Raw genomic sequence first — 22,004 nt, 5'->3', positions numbered from 1 at the left:
CCTGCCAAATCAGTATATTAACATCAATAATTAATAAGTAAACCAGGCTTAATATACCTTTGAATAATGAGCCGTATCAAAGCCAAACATATCATCGAAATACTGATCCACCTGGCATTTTGGATAGGGGTGTATTATACCCTGAACTCGCTGACGGGCTCAACGGTGCGCGTGAAGGTAAGCCAAAACGGAAGGGTTATGGAAAAGAGCCAGATCGATACCGTTTTTCCTTATTCCCGTATTACCCTCGCTTTTTTAGCATTGCTTTTTTACGGCAATATATTTTGGATCTTTAAAAAAGTGCTTCATTATAAAAGCTTAGTTGCGGGCGTTGCTATGGCGGCCGGCTGGTTCATACTCATTTTCATGGCCAACTATGTTTTTGTTGTATCTAAATTAAGTAGCAACCTTCCTGTAGTTCCTCCAATTCCGGATTTTGCTGCAGGCAAGGATGGGCCTGACCATTTGATTCAAGGGCGTACAGCAATTTTTGCCATTGGGAACTGGATACATATGCAGCTCACCATGCTGCTTATTTTTTTTACCGCGGCAGGGCTTTCAATCGCTTATTTCTTTTTAAAAGAATGGGCGCGAAATGAATTGATGCGTAACCAATTGCAGGCTTATCAATTAAGTACGGAGATCAAATTCCTTAAATCGCAGATCAATCCGCATTTCCTGTTCAATACACTCAATAACCTTTTTTCGATGGCACAGGAAAAGGGAAATGATGAACTTGCCGACGGGATCTCTAAGCTATCGGGCATGATGCGGTATATGATTTACGACAGCAATGCAGGCAGTGTACCGTTGAGTAAAGAAATGGCATACCTGGAAGATTGTATCACTCTGAATAAACTTCGTTATGCCGATGATGAGGTGAAGGTGATATTTAATCATCCTGCGCAAACCGGAAACGCCATTGTAGCTCCGATGCTCTTTATCCCTTTTGTTGAAAATGCTTTTAAACATGGGGTTTCTATCGGGCAAACATCCGTAATTGATATTGGTATTGCGCTTGCAGATCAGCGGCTAAACTTTAGCTGCGTTAACACTAAATACAGTACTATTAAAAAAATGGAAGATGAAAAAAGCGGTATCGGGCTCGAAAATGTGAAACGGCGGCTGGATTTACTGTACCCGAATAAACATAAACTGCAGATTAGTGAAGATGGTGGGAAATATATTGTTAAACTTGAACTTGACCTGGAATGATAAGCTGTATTGCCATTGATGATGAACCCAAGGCGCTTGAAGTGATAGAACGCTATTGCTATAAAACAAACCTGGTTGATTTGAAAGCCACTTTTCGCGAACCGGTGAAGGCGATAGAATTTTTGAACTGCGAAAAGGTTGATCTCATTTTTCTCGACATTAACATGCCCGATATCAGCGGGATGCAGTTAGTGCAAACTTTGTTGCCCAGGCCAATGATCATTTTTACTACGGCCTACAGCCATTACGCAGTAGAAAGTTATGACCTGAATGCGCTTGATTACCTGCTGAAGCCGATAACCTTTGAGCGTTTCCTGGCGGCAATAAATAAAGCGGCGGGGGTATTGGCTCCAAAAAATGGTCCGATTAAAGAAAATGAACCCACCGTTTTTATTAAAAGCGGGCCGCAAACGTACCAGGTTAAGGTGAGCGAGATCTTGTACCTTGAAAAAGACGGTAACTATATCACCGTTCACCTTAAAGACAGAAACATCCTGGTGCGCGAAAACATGGGGGATATTTTTGACGTTGTGCCGGCAGGGGATTTTTTAAGGGTGCATAAATCGTATGTAGTAGCTATCAAACATATTACTATGATTGAAGTGCACCAGCTTATTATTAATGGCGAAAAGATCCCGATAGGCAGTACCTACCGGGATCTTTTACGCAGCAGATTGGGATTGAAATAACATTTGTCAAATCTCCGGCTATCGCGCAGCGTTGTATTGCTCATCTGTTACGTGTTCCAGCCAATCAACCACTTTGCCGTTCAGGTTTTCCTGTATGGCTATATGGCTCATGCCATTGGTTGCCGAGGCTCCGTGCCAGTGTTTTTCGTTAGCCTCAAACCAAACAACATCGCCGGGGCGCACCTCTTCAACAGCACCACCTTCGTGCTGCACCCAGCCAATCCCCGAAGTAATGATGAGGGTTTGACCCAGTGGGTGCGTATGCCAGGCCGTTCTTGCGCCGGGTTCAAAAGTTACAGATGCCGATACTCCCCGGCGGGTGTCATTAGCATCAAATAAAGGGTCAATTCGTACCGCACCTGTAAACCAGTCGGCGGGGCCTTTGGCAGATGGTTTTGTACCTGATCGTGTAATTTCCATTCTATTTTGTGTCGTTAAAAAACTGTTTTAGTTGGTTTGTAAAGATTGAATTAATTACTACTCGCTCCTCAAACTTTTCACCGGGTTTGCTTTTGCTGCCTTTATAGCCTGGAAGCTTATGGTTACAAGTGCAATAATTGTTGCTGCAACGCCGCCTATGGCAAATAACCACCAGCTGATATTAATACGATAAACATAAGCCTGCAGCCATTGGTGCATGTAATACCAGGCAATAGGCGCAGCTATAGCAAAGGCAATAGCAATAAGTATGATAAACTCTTTTGAAAACAGGTAAACGATGCTACCGGCGGTGGCACCGAGTACCTTGCGGATACCAACTTCTTTTATCCGTTGTACTGCCATGAATGAAGCTAAGCCATACAAGCCCAGACAGCTCAAAAATATAGCGATTACTGCAAATGTTTTATACAATTGTGATAACTGATTTTCCTGTTTGTAAAAACCGGCGATTTTGTCATCAAGAAACCTGTACTCGTAAACAAAATCCGGAAATGTTTGCTCCCATACTTTCTTAACGGCTTCCAGTGTGGCAGGCATGTTGGTTGTAGCCAGTTTTATTCCGGCCTGGTTATACATGACGTTATCTGTGGTAATGAGTAATGGCGCAAGGTCCTGGCGGAAAGACCGGTCATTAAAATCTTTCAGCACACCAACAACGGGGCATTTGATAAGGCCGTCCCAGATGCTTATTTCCTTGTTCAATATGTCTTCGGGCTTTTTTATTCCTAAACTTTTCAGTAATGACTCATTTACTAAAAACTCCCTTGTCATGCTGTTAGGTTTCAGGTTTCGCCCGGCTATCAATTGTAATTTGTAAGCAGGCACATAGTCATGGTCGGCAAATTTGGTTATAGCCTTAAAATCCGTTTCTTTTTGTGCGCGGTTGTATTTGATGGCGCTCCAGGTATCGTTGCCATTTTCTATGGGGGTATTGGAACTGAAGCTTACCGATTTTACATCGTTTATGGACAGGAGCTGGTTTTTTAAATATTCCATCTTGCTGAGGCGAACACTATCCACCCGGAAAGGGACATTGATAATGGCATCTTTATCAAAGCCCAAAGGCTGATCCATAAAGTAATTCATTTGCTTTACGATGATGAGCGTTCCGATGATCAGGGCTTGCGCAATGATGAATTGGAACACTACTAATCCTCGTCTTAATGAAATACCTTTTACCGGGCCTGTTGCAAGTTTGCTCTTTAATGCATTAACAGGGTTGAAACGGGATAAAACAACAGAAGGATAAAAACCTGCAAGTGCGGTTACAGCAACCATTACAACTAAAAGAAACAAGATGAGGACAGGGTTGCGGAATATATTAAATGAAAGTGAGAGTTCTAAAAGCCGGCTTACATAAGGCAACGCAAGTATGGTAATAACAAGGGCAACTATTACGGCACTTGCAACTATCAAAAATGTTTCGACAATGAACTGGAGTTGCAATTGTGATTTATTACTTCCCAAAACTTTTCTGACGCCAACTTCCTTTGCCCGGTTAACCGCCTGCGCGGTTGAGAGGTTAATGAAATTTACGCAGGCAATTAACAGTATGAATGCGGCAATGAGCCATAGTACATTAAGTAATTCATGACTGGTTGTTTTATTGCTGTAATTGCCAACCTGGGTATCATAATGCACCGCATTTAATGCCTGGATAATATGGCTGTCCTTGTTGTCGGAAGATTCTACCTTTTGTGAATATGCCCTCAGCTGCTGGTTGAAATTTGCGGCAGTAAGGTTTGGGGGCAGCAGAACATAGCAGCCAAAATCGGCTACGGTTCTGTTCCAATCGGTAGATTTGGTTAAAAAATCCCCGGTAAACCCTGTCCCGAAACTAACAACAACTTTTAGCTGGAAGTCGGAGTTTTCAGGGATATTTGCAAGGATACCCGAAACTCTTAAAACGTCTGTACCATGCTCAAACATAAAACCGCCCATTTGCAGTTTAATGGTTTTGCCCATAGCTGTCTTCCAGTCGCCAAAATACTTTTCAGCAGTCTCTTTGGTAAGCAACACATTGTCCGGGTCTTTTAATGAAGCGTATGAACCGGCAAGCAACGGAAAGTTGAATATTTTAAAAAATGACGGATTGGTGTAAAACAAGCCTCTTTGCTCATTAAATATTTTTACAGCAGCTCCATTGGCATCAGGAATTATTAACTGGTCATTCTGGCTCGCAAAAATTGGTGCTACCTGTTCTATTTGGGGGAAGGCCGTTTTTAACCCTAAGGGGAGCGGAAAAGGAATGTCTTTACCATAAGTAATATTCCCTGTTTCCGGGTGATGATATTCGGTTAATACGCGATAGGTTCGGTTTTTTGTGGGGTGAAAATTATCAAAGCTTAGTTGAAATTGTATGATGATAAAGATCACCATACAAACAGCAATACCCACGGCCAGGCCGGTAATGTTAATAGCGGCATAGCTTTTATTTCGGGTTAAATTACGCCATGCAATTTTAAAATAATTTTTAAACATAAAGTTGCGGTTTGTTTTGTAACGAGACCATTTGAGGGTGGTTTCCCGATTCAAAACTACCGGTGCAGCTTGAGCACGGCTGCCCAGTTTATAAGATGGGTACTCTTTTTTCTGCTCATTTTTATATTCAAGGGGGCTTTTTCCGGTTACTTGCCTGAAAATTCGGCTAAATGTACTTTGAGAGTTAAACCCCGATTCGTACGCAATTCCGAGCAAAGTAATGTGAGCATAAGCGGGGTCGTGCATTTTTTGAGCCGCCGCATTAACACGGTACTCATTGATGAAATCATTGAAACTTTTTTTGAGTACGGTATTGATGATGCGCGACAACTCATGTGTAGTTAAACCAAGCTTTTCGGCAAGCGTGGTTAAGCTTAGTTCCGGATCCTGGTAATACTGGTTGTCTTTAACAGCTCTTTTTAACCAGGCACCTTTTTGCTTCAGATGTGCCGGTAATACCGGTTTTAAAATCGGCAAGCCATTTGGTTGTGAATTAAGATCCGGCCTTAAAAATGCTCTTGCCGCTATCCAGATCAGCATCAGCATTTGCAGCAGGTACAAAGGATAATAAGCTTGTACGGCTAATAGCTGATTGTAATAAAAATAGTCTGCAGCCATAAAAGGGAGCCAGAGCAGCCAAAGCAACCCGAAACCTGTTATTAAGCTGCGAAGCCAGTGCAACTCGTGCCTGAACCGGTCGCCTCCGTTAAATTTTTGTTGTTTGTAAAAGGTTTCGATCTGTATACGGCACCGGTATAAATAAATAATAACCGAAGCGAGCGCCAGTGTTTGTAATACAGGGTTTAATTGCCTGAAGATTAAGGTGTCATAAGTTGCCAGGCCTGTATTCAGGCTTTCAATGGTCTCCATGGCCTGAGCCCCTAATTCCAGGAGCAGGGGGCTAAAATGCAGGAGGTCCTTACGCCTGAATTTATATTGGGGCTGGGTTACTTTGAGTACATAAAAAAAGAACAGCGGGCCAATAGCCAACGAAAACCGGAGCGGCAGCCAGCTCCAGAAAGCAATATAAGCCGACAGTTGAATATCAATAGCCAGGAGCCGGGCCATCCATAAAACAGCAACACCCAATGCCATGGCCAAAAACCGGTTTGCCGGCCGGTTTGTTTTCCCTGCAAAGCATAATAGCAGTATAAAAGTGACGCCGATAAACAACATCCCGAAAAACGCGGCGTCATAAAGGGAAATATGGAGCGTATATGGTTTCAACTTAACTAATGGCGATTAAAAACCTCACCCGGACGAAATAAAAGCCAATGTAAGCTATAACAGGATCAGGCAAACATCTTTTGTATGCGATAAATTACCCTTTGCCTGGTTTACTATGCTAAATGGCGTTCATATCAAACGGTAATTTCCTGATCCGGTTTCCGGTAAGATCATAAATGGCATCCGTTAGTGCAGGAGCAAACGGAGGCAAACCTGGTTCACCTACTCCGCCGGCATCGGCAGTGTTTTCCATAATGTGCACTTCAACCTGTGGGGCGTCACTCATTCGGGGCATCAGGTAATCATAAAAGTTATGTTGATTTACCAAGCCATTATTAAATGTGATTTCATGTATGGTAGCAGCGCCAAGGGCCATAATAACCGAGCCCTCAACCTGTGCTTTGATAATATCAGGATTTACATACCAGCCGCAATCCATCACCGCCCAAACCTTGTCGATTTTTACTTTCCCGCCGGCGTTTCTTGAAACCTTTACCACCTGGCCAACGGTAGTTTCAAAGCACTCCGTTATAGCTACGCCGTAGCCCTCATTTTTTGTTCTGGATTTCCATCCTGATACTTCTTCCAGTCGGTCTATCAATCGCTGGCAACGCTCGTCTTTCAGATATTTTCTCCGGAAAGCAAGCTGGTCTTCTCCTGCTAAAACCGACATTTCGTTCATAAAGCTTTCATAAGCGAAACCATTGGTAGAAGCGTAAACGGAGCGCCACCACATATTAGGCAATGGCATTTCATAAGGAACATCAGCAAAGCTGATATTTTTAATGGTTTCAAAATACGGTTTCAGAAAACCTTCGTTGGTACTGTCATTGGGTTTGCCTCGGCCGGGGCCGTTCCAATGGTCAATATTCTGGCCGGCCATTTTGAATTTTAAAGCACTGATCTCGCCGTTTTCAATTGCTCCCTGCCCCCTGTAAGAAATACCGGCGCGGAAAGGCCCCTGCCTTATGTCATCCTCCCGGGTCCATACAACCTGTACAGGTGCGCCCACTGCTTTTGAAATTACAACGGCTTCATGGGTATAGTCTTTAAACGCTTTTCGTCCAAAACCACCACCCAAAAATGTCATGTTGACGATCACCTTTTCTTTAGGCAGCTTAAATCTGTCCGCAATATCGCCCTGTACCCAATCTGGTGCCTGTATCGGGCCCCAGATCTCTATACCGTCGGGCTTATAATGAGCAATGCAGTTTAGCGGCTCCATTGCAGCATGCGACTGGTAGGGCGTTTGATAAACAACATCTATCTTTTTATCTGACCTGGCCAGGGCATTATCGGGGTCGCCCTGTTTTTTAAATGAAAGGCCTTCTTCTTTTTGCAATAACGCCTGGTGGGTTTTATAAATATCGGAAGTATTCACATGGTCAAATCCGCTGTCGTCCCACTCTACCTTCAATGCTTTACGCCCTTGCATGGCCGCCCAGGTTGAATCGGCAATAACTACCACACCATCACGGGTGGTATTAAAAACCATCATCTGTATTTTTAAAACCTGTTTAACGCCCGGAACTTTCAGTGCATCCGCACTGTCAACACTCTTTATTTTTCCACGCAATCTCGGGCTGCGTTCTACACAGGCGTAAACCATTCCGGGCAATTTTTTATCCAGGCCAAAAACGGCTTCTCCATTGGTTTTCATTGGCGTATCAAGCCTGTTCAATGGTTTGCGGATCAGCTTATAATCGGCGATGTTTTTCAATTTAACATCGGTAGGTGGCGGAAGCTGTGAGGCATCTGTTACCAGTTGGCCATAGTTAAACTTTTTGCCTGTTGGCTTGTGGATAACATGTCCGGATTGGGCATAGCACTCAGCCGCCGGAACATTCCATTTCGCCGCCGCCGCGGCAATAAGCATTTCCCGTGCTGTTGCACTTAATTTAAGCAGGTTTTTGTATGATCCCCTGATGGTAGAGCTTCCACCTGTAATCTGGCTCCCATATTTATCCGGATCGCCTTTAGCAAAAATTACGTTAATATCTTTCAGGTCAACCTCCAATTCTTCGGCGATGATCTGCGGAACGGACTGGTATGAGCCCTGGCCCATTTCTGCCCGGTGATCGGTTAGCGTAACTTTTCCGTTGGTATCGATGTGCATCCAGGCATTGAACTCAAAGCCCGAGCCTGCAGCTGCGGCAACCAGTTCTTCCTTTTGGGCATTGGCCGGAAAATAAAAGCCCAGGCAAAGTGCAGTTCCGGCAAGGCCGGATACCTTCAAAAAATTTCTTCTTGATATTCCGTTAGTCTCCATGGTTGGTCTATCGCTTTAAATGTGTTATTTAGTTTTTGCCGAAGGCGCATAAGCCCCTTTAGCAATCCATAACTTTACCTGTGCAGTTAAAGCCGCACGGCTCATTGGTGGCAAGGTACGGCCCTTGCCGGGGTGCCAGGCCCAGCCTACAAGCTCATCATTGGCCATGTGGTTGATCAGGTCTGCTTTTGTTCGGCCGCCGTTTTGTTTGGGATCAAGTAATTGCAAAGCCAGCTGACGCGGTGTCCGCCCCTGAAAAACCATTCGCATGTGTGCCGGCGGTAATCCCCATTTGGGGTTTCCGGGCGGCATGTGTAACCCTTCTGTATTTTCTGATTGATGACAATTACTGCAGCGTACAGCATACAAGCCCCTGCCGTCGGCCCCTCGTTTTACATTCATAGTATGGATGTGGCTGTCATCGCCCTGTAGCGGTGAATCGCCCGAAGGGTGGCAATTCATACAACGCGCACTCATCAAAACCTTATAAACTGACATGAAGGCTTTTACGGAACCAACGCTATCTTTAGGTAAAACAGGGTAGTTAGCTTTAGGAGGCTCTGATTTAAATGACAGTTCAAAAAAGACAATTACCGATGACATAATACAAATAACAAAAAGCTTCTTCATAGTTTGGCCCCTTCCGTTTGCATGCTTGCGGCTTTGTGAATAGCTGCACGAATACGCTGATAAGTACCGCAGCGGCAAATGTTACCAGACATGGCATCGTCAATATCCTGATCGGAAGGGTTGGGGTTTTCGCGCAGCAGCACTGCTGCCGACATGATCTGTCCGGATTGACAATAACCGCATTGCGGAACATTCATTTCATTCCAGGCAAGTTGCAGCGGGTGATCGTTGGCGGGCGATAGCCCTTCAATAGTTACAATATGCTGGCCGGCTGCCCGGTTAATTTTTGTGACGCATGAACGTACTGCTTCTCCGTTGAGATGAACTGTGCAGGCCCCGCATTGTGCAGCCCCGCAGCCAAATTTGGTGCCAGTTAAACCCAGGATATCCCGGATAACCCACAATAACGGCATATCAGGATTTGCTTCAATGTTATGAAGTTTTCCGTTAACGGTAATGCTTGTCATAATCGGTTGGTTTGGTAATTATTTACATTAAAGTTCGAAAATAATTAAGACAAAAACGCAAAAGACATTAAATAAGCTATGGCTCAGAATTTAAACAGGGTTGCGTACCCTTTACAATACGCGTTAAAAATGCAAAACAGAAGATGATAGGAGTATTGTTAACCAGATTAACTATTTAAAATATAGCGGGTTATCTGATAAAGAAGCGCAGGTTAACGGTTTCCCCGGATTGGGTTAAATTAGCTCAGTTATTTAGTAATAACCAGGGCTGGAGTGATAAGCGCCGGGAAGAAAATGACCCCTCCGGGCAATGTCATTAAGTTAAGGAAAATCCCCCAGAGGGGGAATAGGTTTGTAGTAATATCACATACCGAAAATAACCGTGCCAGAGGTACGGAACATTCGGGGTTGTGTACCTCTGGCACACCAAGACAAACAAATCTTTAATTTCTACAAACCTTTTGCACCTCTGGTGCAACCTGTCAATCCCTTAACTTAATGACATTGCCCTCCGGGATAGTAGCGTGATAATAACAAGCCTGAAACAGGCTTAGTTGTAATGCCTGGATGAGTGTAACGCAGCGCGACACTCGTTCAGGCACGTATTCTGCTTTTTAGTTTTAAAAGGCAGGACTTTTACGAATAACTATAAGCCCTTATATACCAGGTTGGTAAATGTTTTGCCCGATATAACAAAGCCACCAAATTTTGCATCATACTTTTCGGTTGGCCGGGCCGCAATAATTTCATTTAATGACTTTCCTGATTGTTTTAGTTTGGCTACTTTATCGCGTACGGTTACAAGCATTTCATGAAACTCCATAAGCTGAGCTTTGTTCCCGATAGGGCCATGGCCGGGTATAACGATTGTGGTTTTGCCCGCCCTGGCAATATTTTGCCGCGAAGCTTCGATCATGCCATCAATGCTTCCGCCTGTTGAGTAATCAATGAAGGGAAAATAGCCGTTCCAAAAGGTATCTGCTACGTGTAAAATATCGGCGTTTGCAAAATGAATTGACGAATCGCCGTCAGTATGGGCTGGTTTATACGTGTTGATATGAACAGTTTCGCCATTAAAGTTTATTGCATGCTCCTTTTTGTAAAGTACTGTTGGCAGGGCTGTTTTGGGAAGCGGTGGGAAGGTATAGTTCCAGTCATCAACCCGTACGGTATTTTCGAGGTGTTTTTTTGTAACGTCCTGTGCTATGATAGTAGCCCCCTGGCCATGGAGCCATTCATTTCCAAAAGTATGATCAAAATGCCAATGGCTGTTGATCAAAAACTTAACGGGGGTTTTACTGATTGAATTTAGAGCTTCTAAAACATGGCTTTTGGAAACACCTATACCTCCGTCAACCATTAATTTTCCCTGTGCCCCATCTAATACGGCAATGTTACCGCCCGATCCTTCCAGCATACTGATGTTTTTACGTAACGGTGTCACAGTTACCTTTGCCGTTTTTGCAGCATTGATAATAGTTACCACAGGACTTGCTGCCTGCTGAAAGGCAAACAAATTTTTTGGTGCCAGGTACAAACCTGCGGTAAACAGCCCGGCAGTACCTAAAAATTTGCGGCGGCTCATGTTGTTTGGTTGTTGTGAGTTCATAATATGGATTTTTAATTAGTTTCACTAAGCGGCAACAGCCGGGATCAAAAACCTTTTAAAGGTTTGAAAGGAAGTTATATACATCCGTCCCAATCTCATTTACATTGGTTTCCAAAGCGAAATGCCCGGTATTATAAAACTTCACGGTTGTGTTGGAATCATCTTTTTTGTAAGCCTCGGCCCCGGCCGGTGCAAAATATGGATCATTTGAACCCCAAACAGCCAGGATCTTCGGCTTATACTTCCTGAAGTATTCGTGAAAACGGGGATAGAGCTCAATGTTGGTACGATAATCCCGCAAAAGGTCCAGTTGCATTTCAATGTTGTCCGGTCTGTCCATCAGGTGCTGGTCAAGCAAAACCGTTTCGGGGGCAATCAGGGTTTGATCAGAAACTCCATGGCGATATTGGAAATTAGTTGCGTCAACCAAAAAGAACTTTCGTACAGCATCCCGGTTTTTTTGTGAACCATCGGCCCAAAAGGCCTGCACCAACCCATTGGCCCAATCCAGTAATCCCTCTTTATAGGCATTACCGTTTTGTGTAATTATTCCTGTTATTTTTTCGGGATTGTGAAGTGCCAGCCGTAAGCCTACAGGCGCACCGTAATCAAAAATATAAATTGCAAAATGCTTAAGGCTCATTTGCTCAATGAAGCCTTGCATGGTATTGGCAAGGTTTTCAAAGGTATACTGGTATTTTTCGCGCGAAGGGAAGTCGGAGAAGCCGAAACCAGGCAAATCAGGAGCAATAACATGAAACTTGTTGCTAAGCATGGGTATAAGGTTCCTGAACATAAAAGATGATGTTGGGAAGCCATGCATAAGCAAAATCACCGGGCCATTTTTAGGGCCGGCTTCCCGATAAAAAATGTTTATGCCATTTACATTAATGGTTCGGTAGTGTACCGCTTGCTCCGAAGTAATTGAAATTGGTACGGGTACCGGCTGTTGTGCCCGGGCTTTTTGCCCTGCTGCGGCTAACAGAACCGCTGTGATTAGTACTAAACGTTTCATATGGTTAGTGTTTGAATGCCTGGTGTGTAATGGTTAGCTATAATAGCTTATCGCGTTTCAGCGGGGAACGTTCCCGAATTATGCTAAAAACATGCACTGGCACGACAGGGCGCCAATGCATGTTTTTAAAAAATTATTAAACAAAGGCTACTCCGTACCTGCCGCATATTTCGGAAACCTTTTCAAAGTCTGGCGGGCCTTCGGGTAGTTTATCCAGTTCCATAAACATATCTTCGGCACCGGCCGGTACAACCGTAAGCCTCACCACAGCGGTTGTATCGCCCAGTACACGTAATGAGTGGGGGATGTGCCGCGGCAAAAAGATCATATCGCCTGCTTTTAAAGTATACTCGTCGTTGCCAACTTCAAAATGTACTTCGCCCTCCAGTAAATGAAAGTGCTCATCGTCATTACTGTGCACATGTTTGGGTACGCCTGCCCCGGGGGGCAAATTTTGTATTATTACTGCAAACTGTCCATTGGTATCTTTTCCTGTTAGTTTTAGCACCTGGTTATCTCCAAGTACATTTATCCGTTGTCCTTCCGGAGCTTTTACAATCTTTTCTTTCATTTTATTAATATGTTATTTAAGATAGGTTTGCCTTTTACCGGTTGCAGCTGCAACCTCTATTGCGTTGATCATCCGGTGGCGTATAAGGGCATCTTCAAAAGTTGCACTCAGATGTGTGCCGGCTAAAAGATCGCTGCCAAGCCGGGCATAGTTTTCGGCTATATTGTAGGCCGGCCCCTGTTTCGGCTCCATGTTAACGTTGAAGTATTTTTCGGGTACGGGGATCACGGCTAAGGCACTGTCTTGTCCGCCTTTAATGGTTAGTTCAAATACACCGGGATGCCCGCCGTCTGCTGTTATCACCAAATCGCCTTTAGTGCCGTTTATCTCCCAAAAAAAGTTGGTTCCTTTAAACATACCGCCCCGGAAATGTGCCGTTGCAACCGCGCCGCTTTCCAATACACCGGAAACAGCAACCTGGTCAAAAGCCGTCATCGGGACCTCTTCGCCCGTTTCTGCCACGGTTGTCACTTTACGGCGATTGATGGCAGTTGCACTTAGTTCCTGGAATTCGCCAAGGCAGTAACAAAGTGCATCAATGCTGTTACCGAATGTTGAATAGATCATCCCGGCACCGTTTTTTGCATCCATAGCATAAGCCGTGGTTTGATCGGTAAAGGCACCATAGTAAATACCCGAGCCAACAAGCGTGGTTGATAGCACCTCACCAACATAACCTTCATTTACAAGATCTTTTATAAAATTGATGGCAGGTACCGCGCGCGATTGCAGGCCAACTACGCCATATATCCCTTTTTCTCTTGCCTGTTGGGCCAGCTCTTCGGCTTCGGCCAATCCGTTACCGAGCGGCCATTCGCAGTAAATGTTCTTGCCTGCGTTAATGGCGGCCTCTACTACGGTTTTATGTTCCGGTACTTTTACAGTTACTACAACCAGGTCAACATCCGGGCTATTCACCAATTCATGAGTTGTATGGTAGGTATGCTGTACGTCATGGGCCTTACCTGCAGCAATGGCCTGATCAGCATGACGGTTACTGATGGCTGTTAATTTAAACCCGGGCAATGATTTAATAGCAGGAATGTGGGCAACCGTTGCCCAGCCTCTGTCTGCACTTACCCCAATGATTCCTACTTTAATTTGATCATTCATAATTACACTTTTATTTATTCTGTTGTTATAAGCTATTTTACAATGCCGGCTTCCTTCAAAAAAGTGAGATTATCCTCCAGGTGCCAGTCTTCATATACTTTGCCGTTTTTTACATGCAAAATATCAATGGCAATAAAGCGGATAGGTTTACCAGATGCTGCATGATCACCTATTGGCCCGGTATTATGCCCCGTATAAATTTGCCGACAGGTTATTTTATCTTTAGCAATGATGATATCTTCAATACTGCAGCGTAAATCGGGCACTGCCTTTCTGAAATTTGCCGAAGCAAATAGTATCCCTTTAAACCCTTGCGGGCGGCCTTCGGGTAAGGTGTTGTCATGAAAATCCATAGATACGGCTTCATGCAGGTACTTTTCGTTGCCCGTGTTCCAAAAGGCATAAAACATAAGCCCGGCATGCATCATCTGATCGTTTTGTGCCTTTGAAAGGCTTGCATCAGTTGTTGCAGATTTTGGTACCGGAACATCGGCTGAAGTTTTTTGTGCTGATGCTGTACCTGCCAAAACAATGGTTAGCAGGGATAAAAGAAACATGTGTTTTTTCATGGTAAGATGTTTTTATGAATTAATGATGTTGTTTTAATTTCAACTGCTTCAGTTATATGATGTCATTTTTGCCGGATCAATCATTTATAGTTTGAATGTTTGCCCGGTTTTAAGAATGTGCAAACGTTTGCCAAATTCGGTTTTGCTTAGCGTATCCTTTAAAACCGATATTGGTTCAACATACATTGAAAAAGTACTGTGATGAACAGGGATGATCATTTCCGGGTTAAGAGACCGGGCAATGTGAAGGCCGTCGGCTGCATTTAAACCACGGCGGCCGATAGCTCCATCAGAGCCAACCGAGCCCATATCAGGCACCAGCAAATTGATTTTTCCGTATTTGGTATAGGTGGCTATTTCGTCAAACCATACGGTATCTCCTGTCCAGTAAATACGGTATAAGGTTTTTCCGTTGTGGTAGGTAATGATGTATCCGTTTCCTTTGCCCAATTGGGTTTTAAGCGGATCATTTGCTGCATGATGCGCCTCAACGGCAGTGATACTAAGCGATTCATTATCCTTTTTTATTACAGTGCTATCACCCCAGTTAAGGCCGGTAATATCTGTCCATCCCCAGTCTTTAAAAACTGTTTCGTTAATGGCGGGGCCAACCAAATGAAGGCTTTTAGATAATGCTGCGATGGCTTGCTTATCAATATGATCGGCATGGGGATGACTGATCAGCAGCACATCAATATTGTTCATATCAAAAGTAGCGGGGGCTATGAGCCTGGTAACCGGGGCGTTTAGCTGCCCGGTGGTAGGATGCTGTTTAATGATGAATGCTGAGTCGCCTTTGGGACTTAACATAGGATCGGTCAATATTTTGAAACTGCCTAAATGGAGTACATAGGTTGGGCCGCCAATCCATTGAATGCTTTTTGTTTTTTGGGCGCTTACTGTTGTTGCAACTATTAAAAGCAGCCCTATAGTAATTTTCAAGATTTTCATAACTATTTATTATTATGCGAAGGGTTAGTCGATTATACCATGAATAAAAAACCGCTCAATTCCCTCAACGTCTGACAGGTAGGTTGTCATAGCTTCAATTTTGCCATCCTTTACATCAAAAACAATGGCCACATATTCGTCAAGGATAAGCTCGTTTCGTTTGGCTGTATTATGCAGTAAAAGGGTAAAGCCATTCATGCCGTAAATGATATGCTGCAACTGAAACATCACCCCAAATTGCTTTAATGATTGAGCTCTTTTAACCACTGCGTTAACGCCATTTGCCAAACCCGATAAGATGCTTGTGCCGGGAAGTGTCCAGGTTAGGTTTTCAAACATGATGGAACGCATGGCATCCCAGTCATTACCTTTCAGAGCGGTAATAAATGTGTTGGCTAACGCAAATTTTTGGCTTTCGTTGTTTGTTACCGGTTCTGGTTTATCGCCAAGGATAACGGTAGCTTCAAGAAGGTCAAGGTTTTGAGTAGTAAAAAAGGCGTTAATTTGCGCAGTATCTAAAACGTAAGTATTTATGGCTTTGATTTTGCCGCCTGATATTGAGCATGTAATAGCCAGGGGCTGGTCGAGTTTAAGCTCGTTTTGGTTTGCCTGCCCGCGGAGTGATAACGCTACGCCTTTTAAGGCTATCATGTAATGATTTAATTTCAGGGCCACGCCAAAATTCATAATAATCGTCGCGGTTTTAACTACGGCATCGATACCGGTAACTTTTCCTGATACGCTGCTGTCGCCGGGCAAAGTCCAGGTGATATCATCTGTTATAACACTACGAAGCAAGTCCCAGTCTTTAGTAGTTAAAGCTTTTAAAAACTGATCGGCTATGATCAGTTTTGAACTGTCGGGTACAGTTTCAGTAGCCCTATCGTTATTTGTATTTTCCATGATTAAAGTTTGTATGGATAATGTTATTTATTGTTGCAGTACCCGGATCACGACAGGGTCCATATCAATTAATTCGGTTACCTCGTTACTAAGCATAAACCTTGACTGCAGATAAACGGCATCATTGTAGTAAACCCATGTTTTAAGCTCATCATCCTGCCAGGCAATGATCTTTAAGGGGAGGTCAAGTGCGGCAACAGGGTTTTCCTGCATTACTTCACCTCCGCGTTTAGGATTGCCGAAAAGAATAAACTCCAGCGGGTTTAGTTTGATGCCTGCTTTGGCGGCTTCAGCCTGCTGGTTAATCCGTGTATAAATAGTTACACCATTTTTAGATAATGCCTCTGATAACTTATCGATGGTTTCTTTCACAGGCAATAAACTGCGACGAATGATCACTCCGTTATTTTTCATGTGGTTTTGATGCTGATATGGGAAATGTTAGTTTAATTGTGGTGCAGCAGGAAAATCAACCGGGATATTTGTGGTAGCAAATACATAATTGGTAAATACCCTTACAGTAACCAGGCCGATAAGCTCCATCAGGGCTGCTTCATTAAAGCCTGCGTTGTAAAATGCTTCGAGATATTGTTCTTCAGGGTGCCCTTTTGTTTCTGTAACCGATTTTGCAAGTTTAATGACAGCGTCAAGTTTTGAGTCGGCAATTGCCCCTTTCCTGATACTGATAGTATCTGCCTGTGAAAACCCGTTTTTGATTGCGGCCAGGGTGTGTCCTGCCAAACAGTATTCGCAATGGTTTATTTCAGAAACTACCAGGGCTATGGCTTCGCGCTCCTTGCCGTTAAAAACGCCGTGGTTCAATTCGCCTTCAAAATCAAGAAATGCTTTAAGTGCATGTACCGAATAACCTATAGTTGCGTAAAGGTTTGGCACTTTGCCAATGCGTTTTTTCATTTGTTCAAACAAAGCTTGTGCTTCGGGACTTACCTGTTCAAATGCTGGCACTGTTATAGTTTTCATATTGTTTTTTATTTAAATGTGTATGTTCTGATTGTTTTGATAGTTCAAAATTAGCCTTATACAGGGTGCGCCAACATGGACAAAAGGGTCAAAGACTTGGACAAATCCTTCACAAATAAGCAAACCAATGCAGGGTAAGGGTTATATGTATAAGTTTTCATTTTATTCATCGTGGTTTGATATGTCGATAACCGGGAGTAACATAACCGATATCAAATAACAATTATGCCATCTGTTTAAGTTGTTGATTTTAAGCAGTTTGTAGTTGTGTTGATGCGAATTGCATAACGGAATGTCGCAGATACGTTAATTGTCGTTGCAATATTCACCGGCGATTTAAAGAGGACAAATGAAGGGGATGCAAAGAGTAAAGAGGGGAGGGATCATACCGCGTTTAATGAAGGCTATCTTTATCGGCAGGAGGGAACACCGAGTTAATTACAGTACTGTTTGCGAGCAGCACGCATCTTTCCATCAGGTTTTTTAGCTCCCTGACGTTTCCTGGCCACAGATGATTGTTAAGCGAGATAAGGGCATCGTCAGACAGGCCTATGATCTGTTTGTTTGCCTTGTTTGCAAATAAGGCAACAAAGTATTTTGCCAGTAGTGAAATATCCTCCTTGCGGTTACGAAGGGAGGGCAGAGCAATTGGAGTGATATTAAGATAATAATATAGATCTATCCTGAAGCGCCCCCGTTGTATTTCATCTTCCAGCTTATGGTTTGTAATAGCAATTACACGCACATTTATGATGCGTTTTTTGCCGCCAATTGGTTTAACCTTTTGTTCCAGCAGGCCCCGTACAAACTTAGCCTGAAAGGTTATTGGTAATTCTGCAATTTCATCCAGTAAAATGGTGCCCCCATTAGCCTGCTCAAGTTTGCCTATCCGCTGTTCCGGCATGCCGTTAAATGGGTTTTTTTCATAGCCGTACATTTCCGGTTCAACCAATCCCGGGGCCAGCGTTGCGCAGTTGATCACTATAAGCGGCCCTGCTTTTCTTGCGGATAACTCGTGAATGGCCCTTGCAATCAATTCTTTTCCGGTTCCGCTTTCGCCCTGAATAAGTATAGGCATGTTAGATAAGCCCGCCATATTTGCCTTTTTCAACGCATCCAAGAAAGTTTGGCTTTTACCAATAATGTTTTCAAAAACCCGCTGTTGTGGTGTAGAAGATAAAGCGACCGCAATACGGGGTTTGAGTGTTTTTTGCCGGTGCACATAAGTTGCTACATCAAGCATAATCAACACATCCTTTTTGCGAAAAGGTTTTACTAAAATACCATAAGCGCTGTTTGGCTTTGCTATGCTGAGTATAAGCTTGCTTGCATCAGGCGATAAATAAACAAACGCTATCTTTTTTTTAGTTAAGATGTCTGCAAAATTTAAACCGTTTGGGGTTTCTGCGATGCCAGCATCCAATAAAACTAAGTTTGGGTTATCATGAGCCATTAGAGTTAAGCCCTCTTGCACCGAACCCGCTATTTGGGAAACAAGATAGCCTGTGTTTTTTAGTATTATTTTAAGGCGGTTGACTTCTGTAACCGGGTTATCAACAATCAGCAATTTGATTTTCATCATTACAGATAAGGGTATAGGTTACTGGTTTACTGCAGATGTTTAAAAAAGTATATTGTTAATTGGTATTTGTATTTTTTTTGATGCCCAGTTTTTTCATTTTCGAAAAAAGAGTGCTCGCCGGCACATCAAGCAATTCTGCAGCACCGCGAAACCCGCCAACCCTTCCGTTGCAGTATTTAAGTATTTTAATAATGTGGGCCCGCTCGTTTTCATCAATGGTTTTGATTTCAAAATCCTTTTTCTCGGCTGCAGCAGGTGCCCCAATTTTAAGGGTAGAAAGATGTATGGTTTTTAAGGTATCTCCTTCTGATAACAAAATACTCCGTTCAATGAGATGTTCCATTTCCCTGATGTTTCCCGGCCAATTGTATGCCTGCATGTCAAGAAGAGCTTTTTTACTGATCATCTTGATTTTGCGTCCGGCCTTTTTGGCAAAACGACTGATGAAATGCATTGCCAGTAAGGGAATATCCTCTTTGCGGTGCCGCAAAGGGGGGATTTCGATGGGGAAGATGTTTAGGCGGTAATAAAGGTCGCTTCTGAAGCGGCCTTCTGCCATTTCCTTTTCCAATTGTCTGTTGGTTGCCGCTATGATCCTTACATCAATTTTAATAACGCCCTTGCCACCAATTCGTTCAATTTCACGTTCCTGAAGTGCGCGTAACAGTTTGGCCTGAAGGTCAAACGGCATTTCGCCAATTTCATCAAGGAACAGTGTGCCGCCGTTTGCAAGCTCAAACTTACCCACACGCCTGTCAATGGCCCCGGTAAAGCTGCCCCGTTCATGGCCAAATAATTCGCTCTCAATTAAATTTGAAGGCAGTGCGGCACAATTCACTTTTACCATCATTTTGTTTTTGCGTGGAGAATTGTTGTGGATTGCCCTCGCTATTAGTTCTTTACCGGTTCCGGTTTCACCCAGGATAAGCACGGTGCTATCTGAAGGGCCAACTTGTGTAAGCATCCTGAAGGTTTGCTGCATAGCCGGACTATCGCCTATAATTTCGGCATAATTATGGGTTATTTCCAGTTCTTCGCGCAGGTAGGTTTTTTCTTCTTCAAGCTGTTGTTTATAATTATTGATCTCGTTAAGTTGGTTGTTGATTTTTTCATCGGCAATGATGTTAAGCACCGCTACCGAAATCAGGTTAGCCAAACTTTCAATCAAATTAAGTTTATTGCCATAGTTAATACATTCATTTTCAAAAAAAATAAGCCAGAAGCCATAAATCTCCACACCTTTTGAAAGCCTTACTACAACTGCTTGTTTTATGCCGCTTTCCTGGTTTACCTTCATATATAACGGCAACTCCGCTTCCTGGTTAAACGTATTCAAATCAATCAATATTGGTTTGGATTGATTGATCACTTTGTTGAGGATGCCATCGTTTGCAGGGAAGCCGGATTTGCTCAGCTCTTCATAACGAGGGTGATTTCTGCTTTTCGATTCGGGGTCTTTTAAAAACGCATGTACGGCCGAGCGATCTTTGTTTATGGTAAGGATGGCGGTATGCGTAAAACCGAGCATTTCCTTAAAGCGGTTATTCATCATGAAAAGAAGCTCATGGGTAGCCCTGACTGCGCCGATATCGATACTCAATGACAGCAGTAATTCCCGCTCGGCTTCGCGCCTTGAGATTTCTTCATTAGCAATAATGTTTGAAACTGCGGTTGAGATCTGGTACGCCACTCCTTTAATGAGTTCAAGGTCATGATCTGTATAGCCGCCTTTTACGGTTGAGTTTACACAGAACACACCAATGTAGTTATCGCCATCTTTTAAGCTAACGGCAACTTTTTCTTTTATCCCGTTTTTAAATTCCTGTTTTACAGATTCGGGACTTGTTTCCTGGTGATACAATTGCTCCATATCAAACACTTGTGCACCTTCGGTTTGCAATACCTTGCTCAGGCAGTTCAGGGTATGTTCATTGATATTGGCGGGGCCGTCCAGTTTGAGAGCACTATGATCAGGGGCCGACGAAAGAATGAATGAGCCCTGATCATAATCTCCGTTTAACATAAAAATGAGGATACTTTCAAAATCAAATATCTTACGTAGATCGGCATTGATCACCCTGATAAGATCTTTTTTATTGCGTATTGTACTGATATCATAGCTCAGTTTAAGCAGCAATTCTGCTTCGGTTTCTTTTTGCTTTATTGACTGATTAATGATAATGTTATCTACAGCAATTGATAACTGGTTGGCAATGCCGCTAATGAGGTTAAGCTGCCGGCAATCCATAGTTTGCTCACCAACCAAACATATAGCCCAAACACCTATAATGCGCAGGCCAACCTGCAGCCCAACCATAACTACGCGGGTAACGCCGCTTTCGTAAAATACCTCCAGGTATTCGGGCATTGGCAACCGTTGGGAAAGCTGTTGCAGGTCAAAAACAAATGGCTCTTTAGATAAAAGGACCTTATTAAAAACACGATCGTTAATAGCGTATTTAGCGTTGATGACATGCTGATATTTGGCATGGTTACTGGCCCATGAATGTTCATCCTGTAAAAAAGATGTCATGGTGAGCTGATCGTTATTGATAATCGCTACCCACTGGTGCCCAAATTCAAATAGTCTTTTTAATTTAAAATGGATGATCTTGAGCAGGTCTTTTTTTTCTTTTATCGATGCAAAATCGATATTCAATGATTGAATAATTTCGGATTCAGCCTCCCGCCCAACAGAGGCTTCTTCTGCCAGGAGCATTTGCGTTACTATAGAAAATTGGTTTGCGATTAACCCGATAAGCGTTTGCTGCTCCCGCGCCGCTGTGGCGCTGTTGTTATAAGCCATTACCCAAAAGCCAATTGGTTTATCGCCCTGAATAAGCGGAATAACCAGCCCTTCCCGGAAATCAGAAACCGCTTCCGGAACTATAAACTCATGCACATGAGGTGGTGATAAACGCTGGCCTGTTTCTGATAAAACTGACTTGCGCGCTTTAACAAGCAGGGTAGGCCTGAACGGATAATTATTGGCGGGAGTGGCCGGTGGTAGTGTAAAATCAAACAGAATACCATCTTTTGAATTGACAATGAATATGGTTGAATGATTAAATAATAATATGTCCTTTAGCCAGGTATCAATGATAAGCCTTAATTGATCTTTGCTTTTAACCGCGGCGAGCTCGGCACCAAATAATAACAAGAGATCGTTTGTAATGCTTTCCTGGGGTGATGATTGGGGGGAGAACGCTGTCATAACGGTACAGATTACAAGAATACATGATACGGGACGAATACCTCATCGTATGGTAGTTGCTGAACAGGTAGCTAATT

Annotated in this window: 18 protein-coding genes; 2 read left to right on the top strand and 16 right to left on the bottom strand. The window is 43.4% G+C overall.

The window, feature by feature from the left end:
* Nucleotides 1-66: 66 nt before the first annotated feature.
* Together MTO98_RS33085 and MTO98_RS33080 are read left to right on the top strand one after the other, a co-directional pair.
* The gene (locus MTO98_RS33085; protein ID WP_243483909.1) at nt 67-1,215 is read left to right on the top strand and encodes a sensor histidine kinase; all 1,149 of its coding nucleotides are present in this window, start codon (nt 67-69) and stop codon (nt 1,213-1,215) included.
* On the top strand, nt 1,212-1,904 hold the full coding sequence (locus tag MTO98_RS33080) for a LytTR family DNA-binding domain-containing protein (protein WP_243483907.1): 693 nt from the start codon (nt 1,212-1,214) through the stop codon (nt 1,902-1,904). Before MTO98_RS33085 ends, MTO98_RS33080 begins: the two co-directional genes overlap by 4 nt.
* Before the next feature lie 18 nt (nt 1,905-1,922).
* Here the strand turns inward: MTO98_RS33080 and MTO98_RS33075 are convergent, their stop codons facing one another.
* The 16 genes from MTO98_RS33075 to MTO98_RS33000 all read right to left on the bottom strand — a co-directional run bounded on the left by MTO98_RS33075 (nt 1,923) and on the right by MTO98_RS33000 (nt 21,927).
* Nucleotides 1,923-2,324, bottom strand: coding sequence for a cupin domain-containing protein (locus tag MTO98_RS33075; RefSeq protein ID WP_243483906.1), 402 nt, complete (start codon nt 2,322-2,324; stop codon nt 1,923-1,925).
* 57 nt (nt 2,325-2,381) lie between these two features.
* Entirely contained in the window at nt 2,382-6,053 is a 3,672-nt protein-coding gene (locus MTO98_RS33070; protein ID WP_243483904.1) for an ABC transporter permease, read from the bottom strand.
* A 118-nt stretch (nt 6,054-6,171) separates the two neighbouring features.
* Complete coding sequence (locus tag MTO98_RS33065) at nt 6,172-8,322, bottom strand: molybdopterin cofactor-binding domain-containing protein (RefSeq protein WP_243483902.1); 2,151 nt, start codon at nt 8,320-8,322, stop codon at nt 6,172-6,174.
* A 24-nt stretch (nt 8,323-8,346) separates the two neighbouring features.
* Nucleotides 8,347-8,952: a hypothetical protein gene (locus MTO98_RS33060; protein ID WP_243483900.1), complete on the bottom strand. Its 606-nt coding sequence runs from the start codon at nt 8,950-8,952 to the stop codon at nt 8,347-8,349.
* Nucleotides 8,949-9,419, bottom strand: coding sequence for a (2Fe-2S)-binding protein (locus tag MTO98_RS33055; RefSeq protein WP_243483898.1), 471 nt, complete (start codon nt 9,417-9,419; stop codon nt 8,949-8,951). Before MTO98_RS33055 ends, MTO98_RS33060 begins: the two co-directional genes overlap by 4 nt.
* Before the next feature lie 646 nt (nt 9,420-10,065).
* Nucleotides 10,066-11,028: an MBL fold metallo-hydrolase gene (locus MTO98_RS33050; RefSeq protein ID WP_243483896.1), complete on the bottom strand. Its 963-nt coding sequence runs from the start codon at nt 11,026-11,028 to the stop codon at nt 10,066-10,068.
* 55 nt (nt 11,029-11,083) lie between these two features.
* On the bottom strand, nt 11,084-12,043 hold the full coding sequence (locus tag MTO98_RS33045; RefSeq protein WP_243483894.1) for an alpha/beta fold hydrolase: 960 nt from the start codon (nt 12,041-12,043) through the stop codon (nt 11,084-11,086).
* Nucleotides 12,044-12,179: 136 nt separating this feature from the next.
* Nucleotides 12,180-12,614, bottom strand: a complete 435-nt coding sequence (locus MTO98_RS33040; protein ID WP_243483891.1) for a cupin domain-containing protein — start codon at nt 12,612-12,614, stop codon at nt 12,180-12,182.
* A gap of 12 nt (nt 12,615-12,626) precedes the next feature.
* The gene (locus MTO98_RS33035) at nt 12,627-13,727 is read right to left on the bottom strand and encodes a Gfo/Idh/MocA family protein (protein ID WP_243483889.1); all 1,101 of its coding nucleotides are present in this window, start codon (nt 13,725-13,727) and stop codon (nt 12,627-12,629) included.
* A gap of 32 nt (nt 13,728-13,759) precedes the next feature.
* Nucleotides 13,760-14,296: an ester cyclase gene (locus MTO98_RS33030; RefSeq protein WP_243483888.1), complete on the bottom strand. Its 537-nt coding sequence runs from the start codon at nt 14,294-14,296 to the stop codon at nt 13,760-13,762.
* A gap of 84 nt (nt 14,297-14,380) precedes the next feature.
* On the bottom strand, nt 14,381-15,247 hold the full coding sequence (locus tag MTO98_RS33025; RefSeq protein WP_243483886.1) for an MBL fold metallo-hydrolase: 867 nt from the start codon (nt 15,245-15,247) through the stop codon (nt 14,381-14,383).
* Nucleotides 15,248-15,271: 24 nt separating this feature from the next.
* Nucleotides 15,272-16,150 carry a nuclear transport factor 2 family protein gene (locus tag MTO98_RS33020; RefSeq protein WP_243483884.1) on the bottom strand — a complete coding sequence of 293 codons (879 nt, stop codon included), beginning with the start codon at nt 16,148-16,150 and terminating at the stop codon, nt 15,272-15,274.
* A 27-nt stretch (nt 16,151-16,177) separates the two neighbouring features.
* Nucleotides 16,178-16,564 (bottom strand): DUF302 domain-containing protein, encoded by a 387-nt coding sequence (locus MTO98_RS33015; RefSeq protein WP_243483882.1) that lies wholly within the window; start codon nt 16,562-16,564, stop codon nt 16,178-16,180.
* 27 nt (nt 16,565-16,591) lie between these two features.
* Nucleotides 16,592-17,131: a carboxymuconolactone decarboxylase family protein gene (locus tag MTO98_RS33010; protein ID WP_243483880.1), complete on the bottom strand. Its 540-nt coding sequence runs from the start codon at nt 17,129-17,131 to the stop codon at nt 16,592-16,594.
* Nucleotides 17,132-17,525: 394 nt separating this feature from the next.
* Complete coding sequence (locus MTO98_RS33005) at nt 17,526-18,713, bottom strand: sigma-54 dependent transcriptional regulator (RefSeq protein WP_243483878.1); 1,188 nt, start codon at nt 18,711-18,713, stop codon at nt 17,526-17,528.
* 55 nt (nt 18,714-18,768) lie between these two features.
* Nucleotides 18,769-21,927 carry a sigma 54-interacting transcriptional regulator gene (locus MTO98_RS33000; RefSeq protein ID WP_243483875.1) on the bottom strand — a complete coding sequence of 1,053 codons (3,159 nt, stop codon included), beginning with the start codon at nt 21,925-21,927 and terminating at the stop codon, nt 18,769-18,771.
* Nucleotides 21,928-22,004: the final 77 nt, after the last annotated feature.

Source organism: Mucilaginibacter sp. SMC90, assembly GCF_022811725.1.
Lineage (GTDB): Bacteria > Bacteroidota > Bacteroidia > Sphingobacteriales > Sphingobacteriaceae > Mucilaginibacter.
The sequence above is the reverse complement of the archived record's forward strand: the minus strand, read 5'-3'. Positions and strand labels throughout refer to the sequence as shown.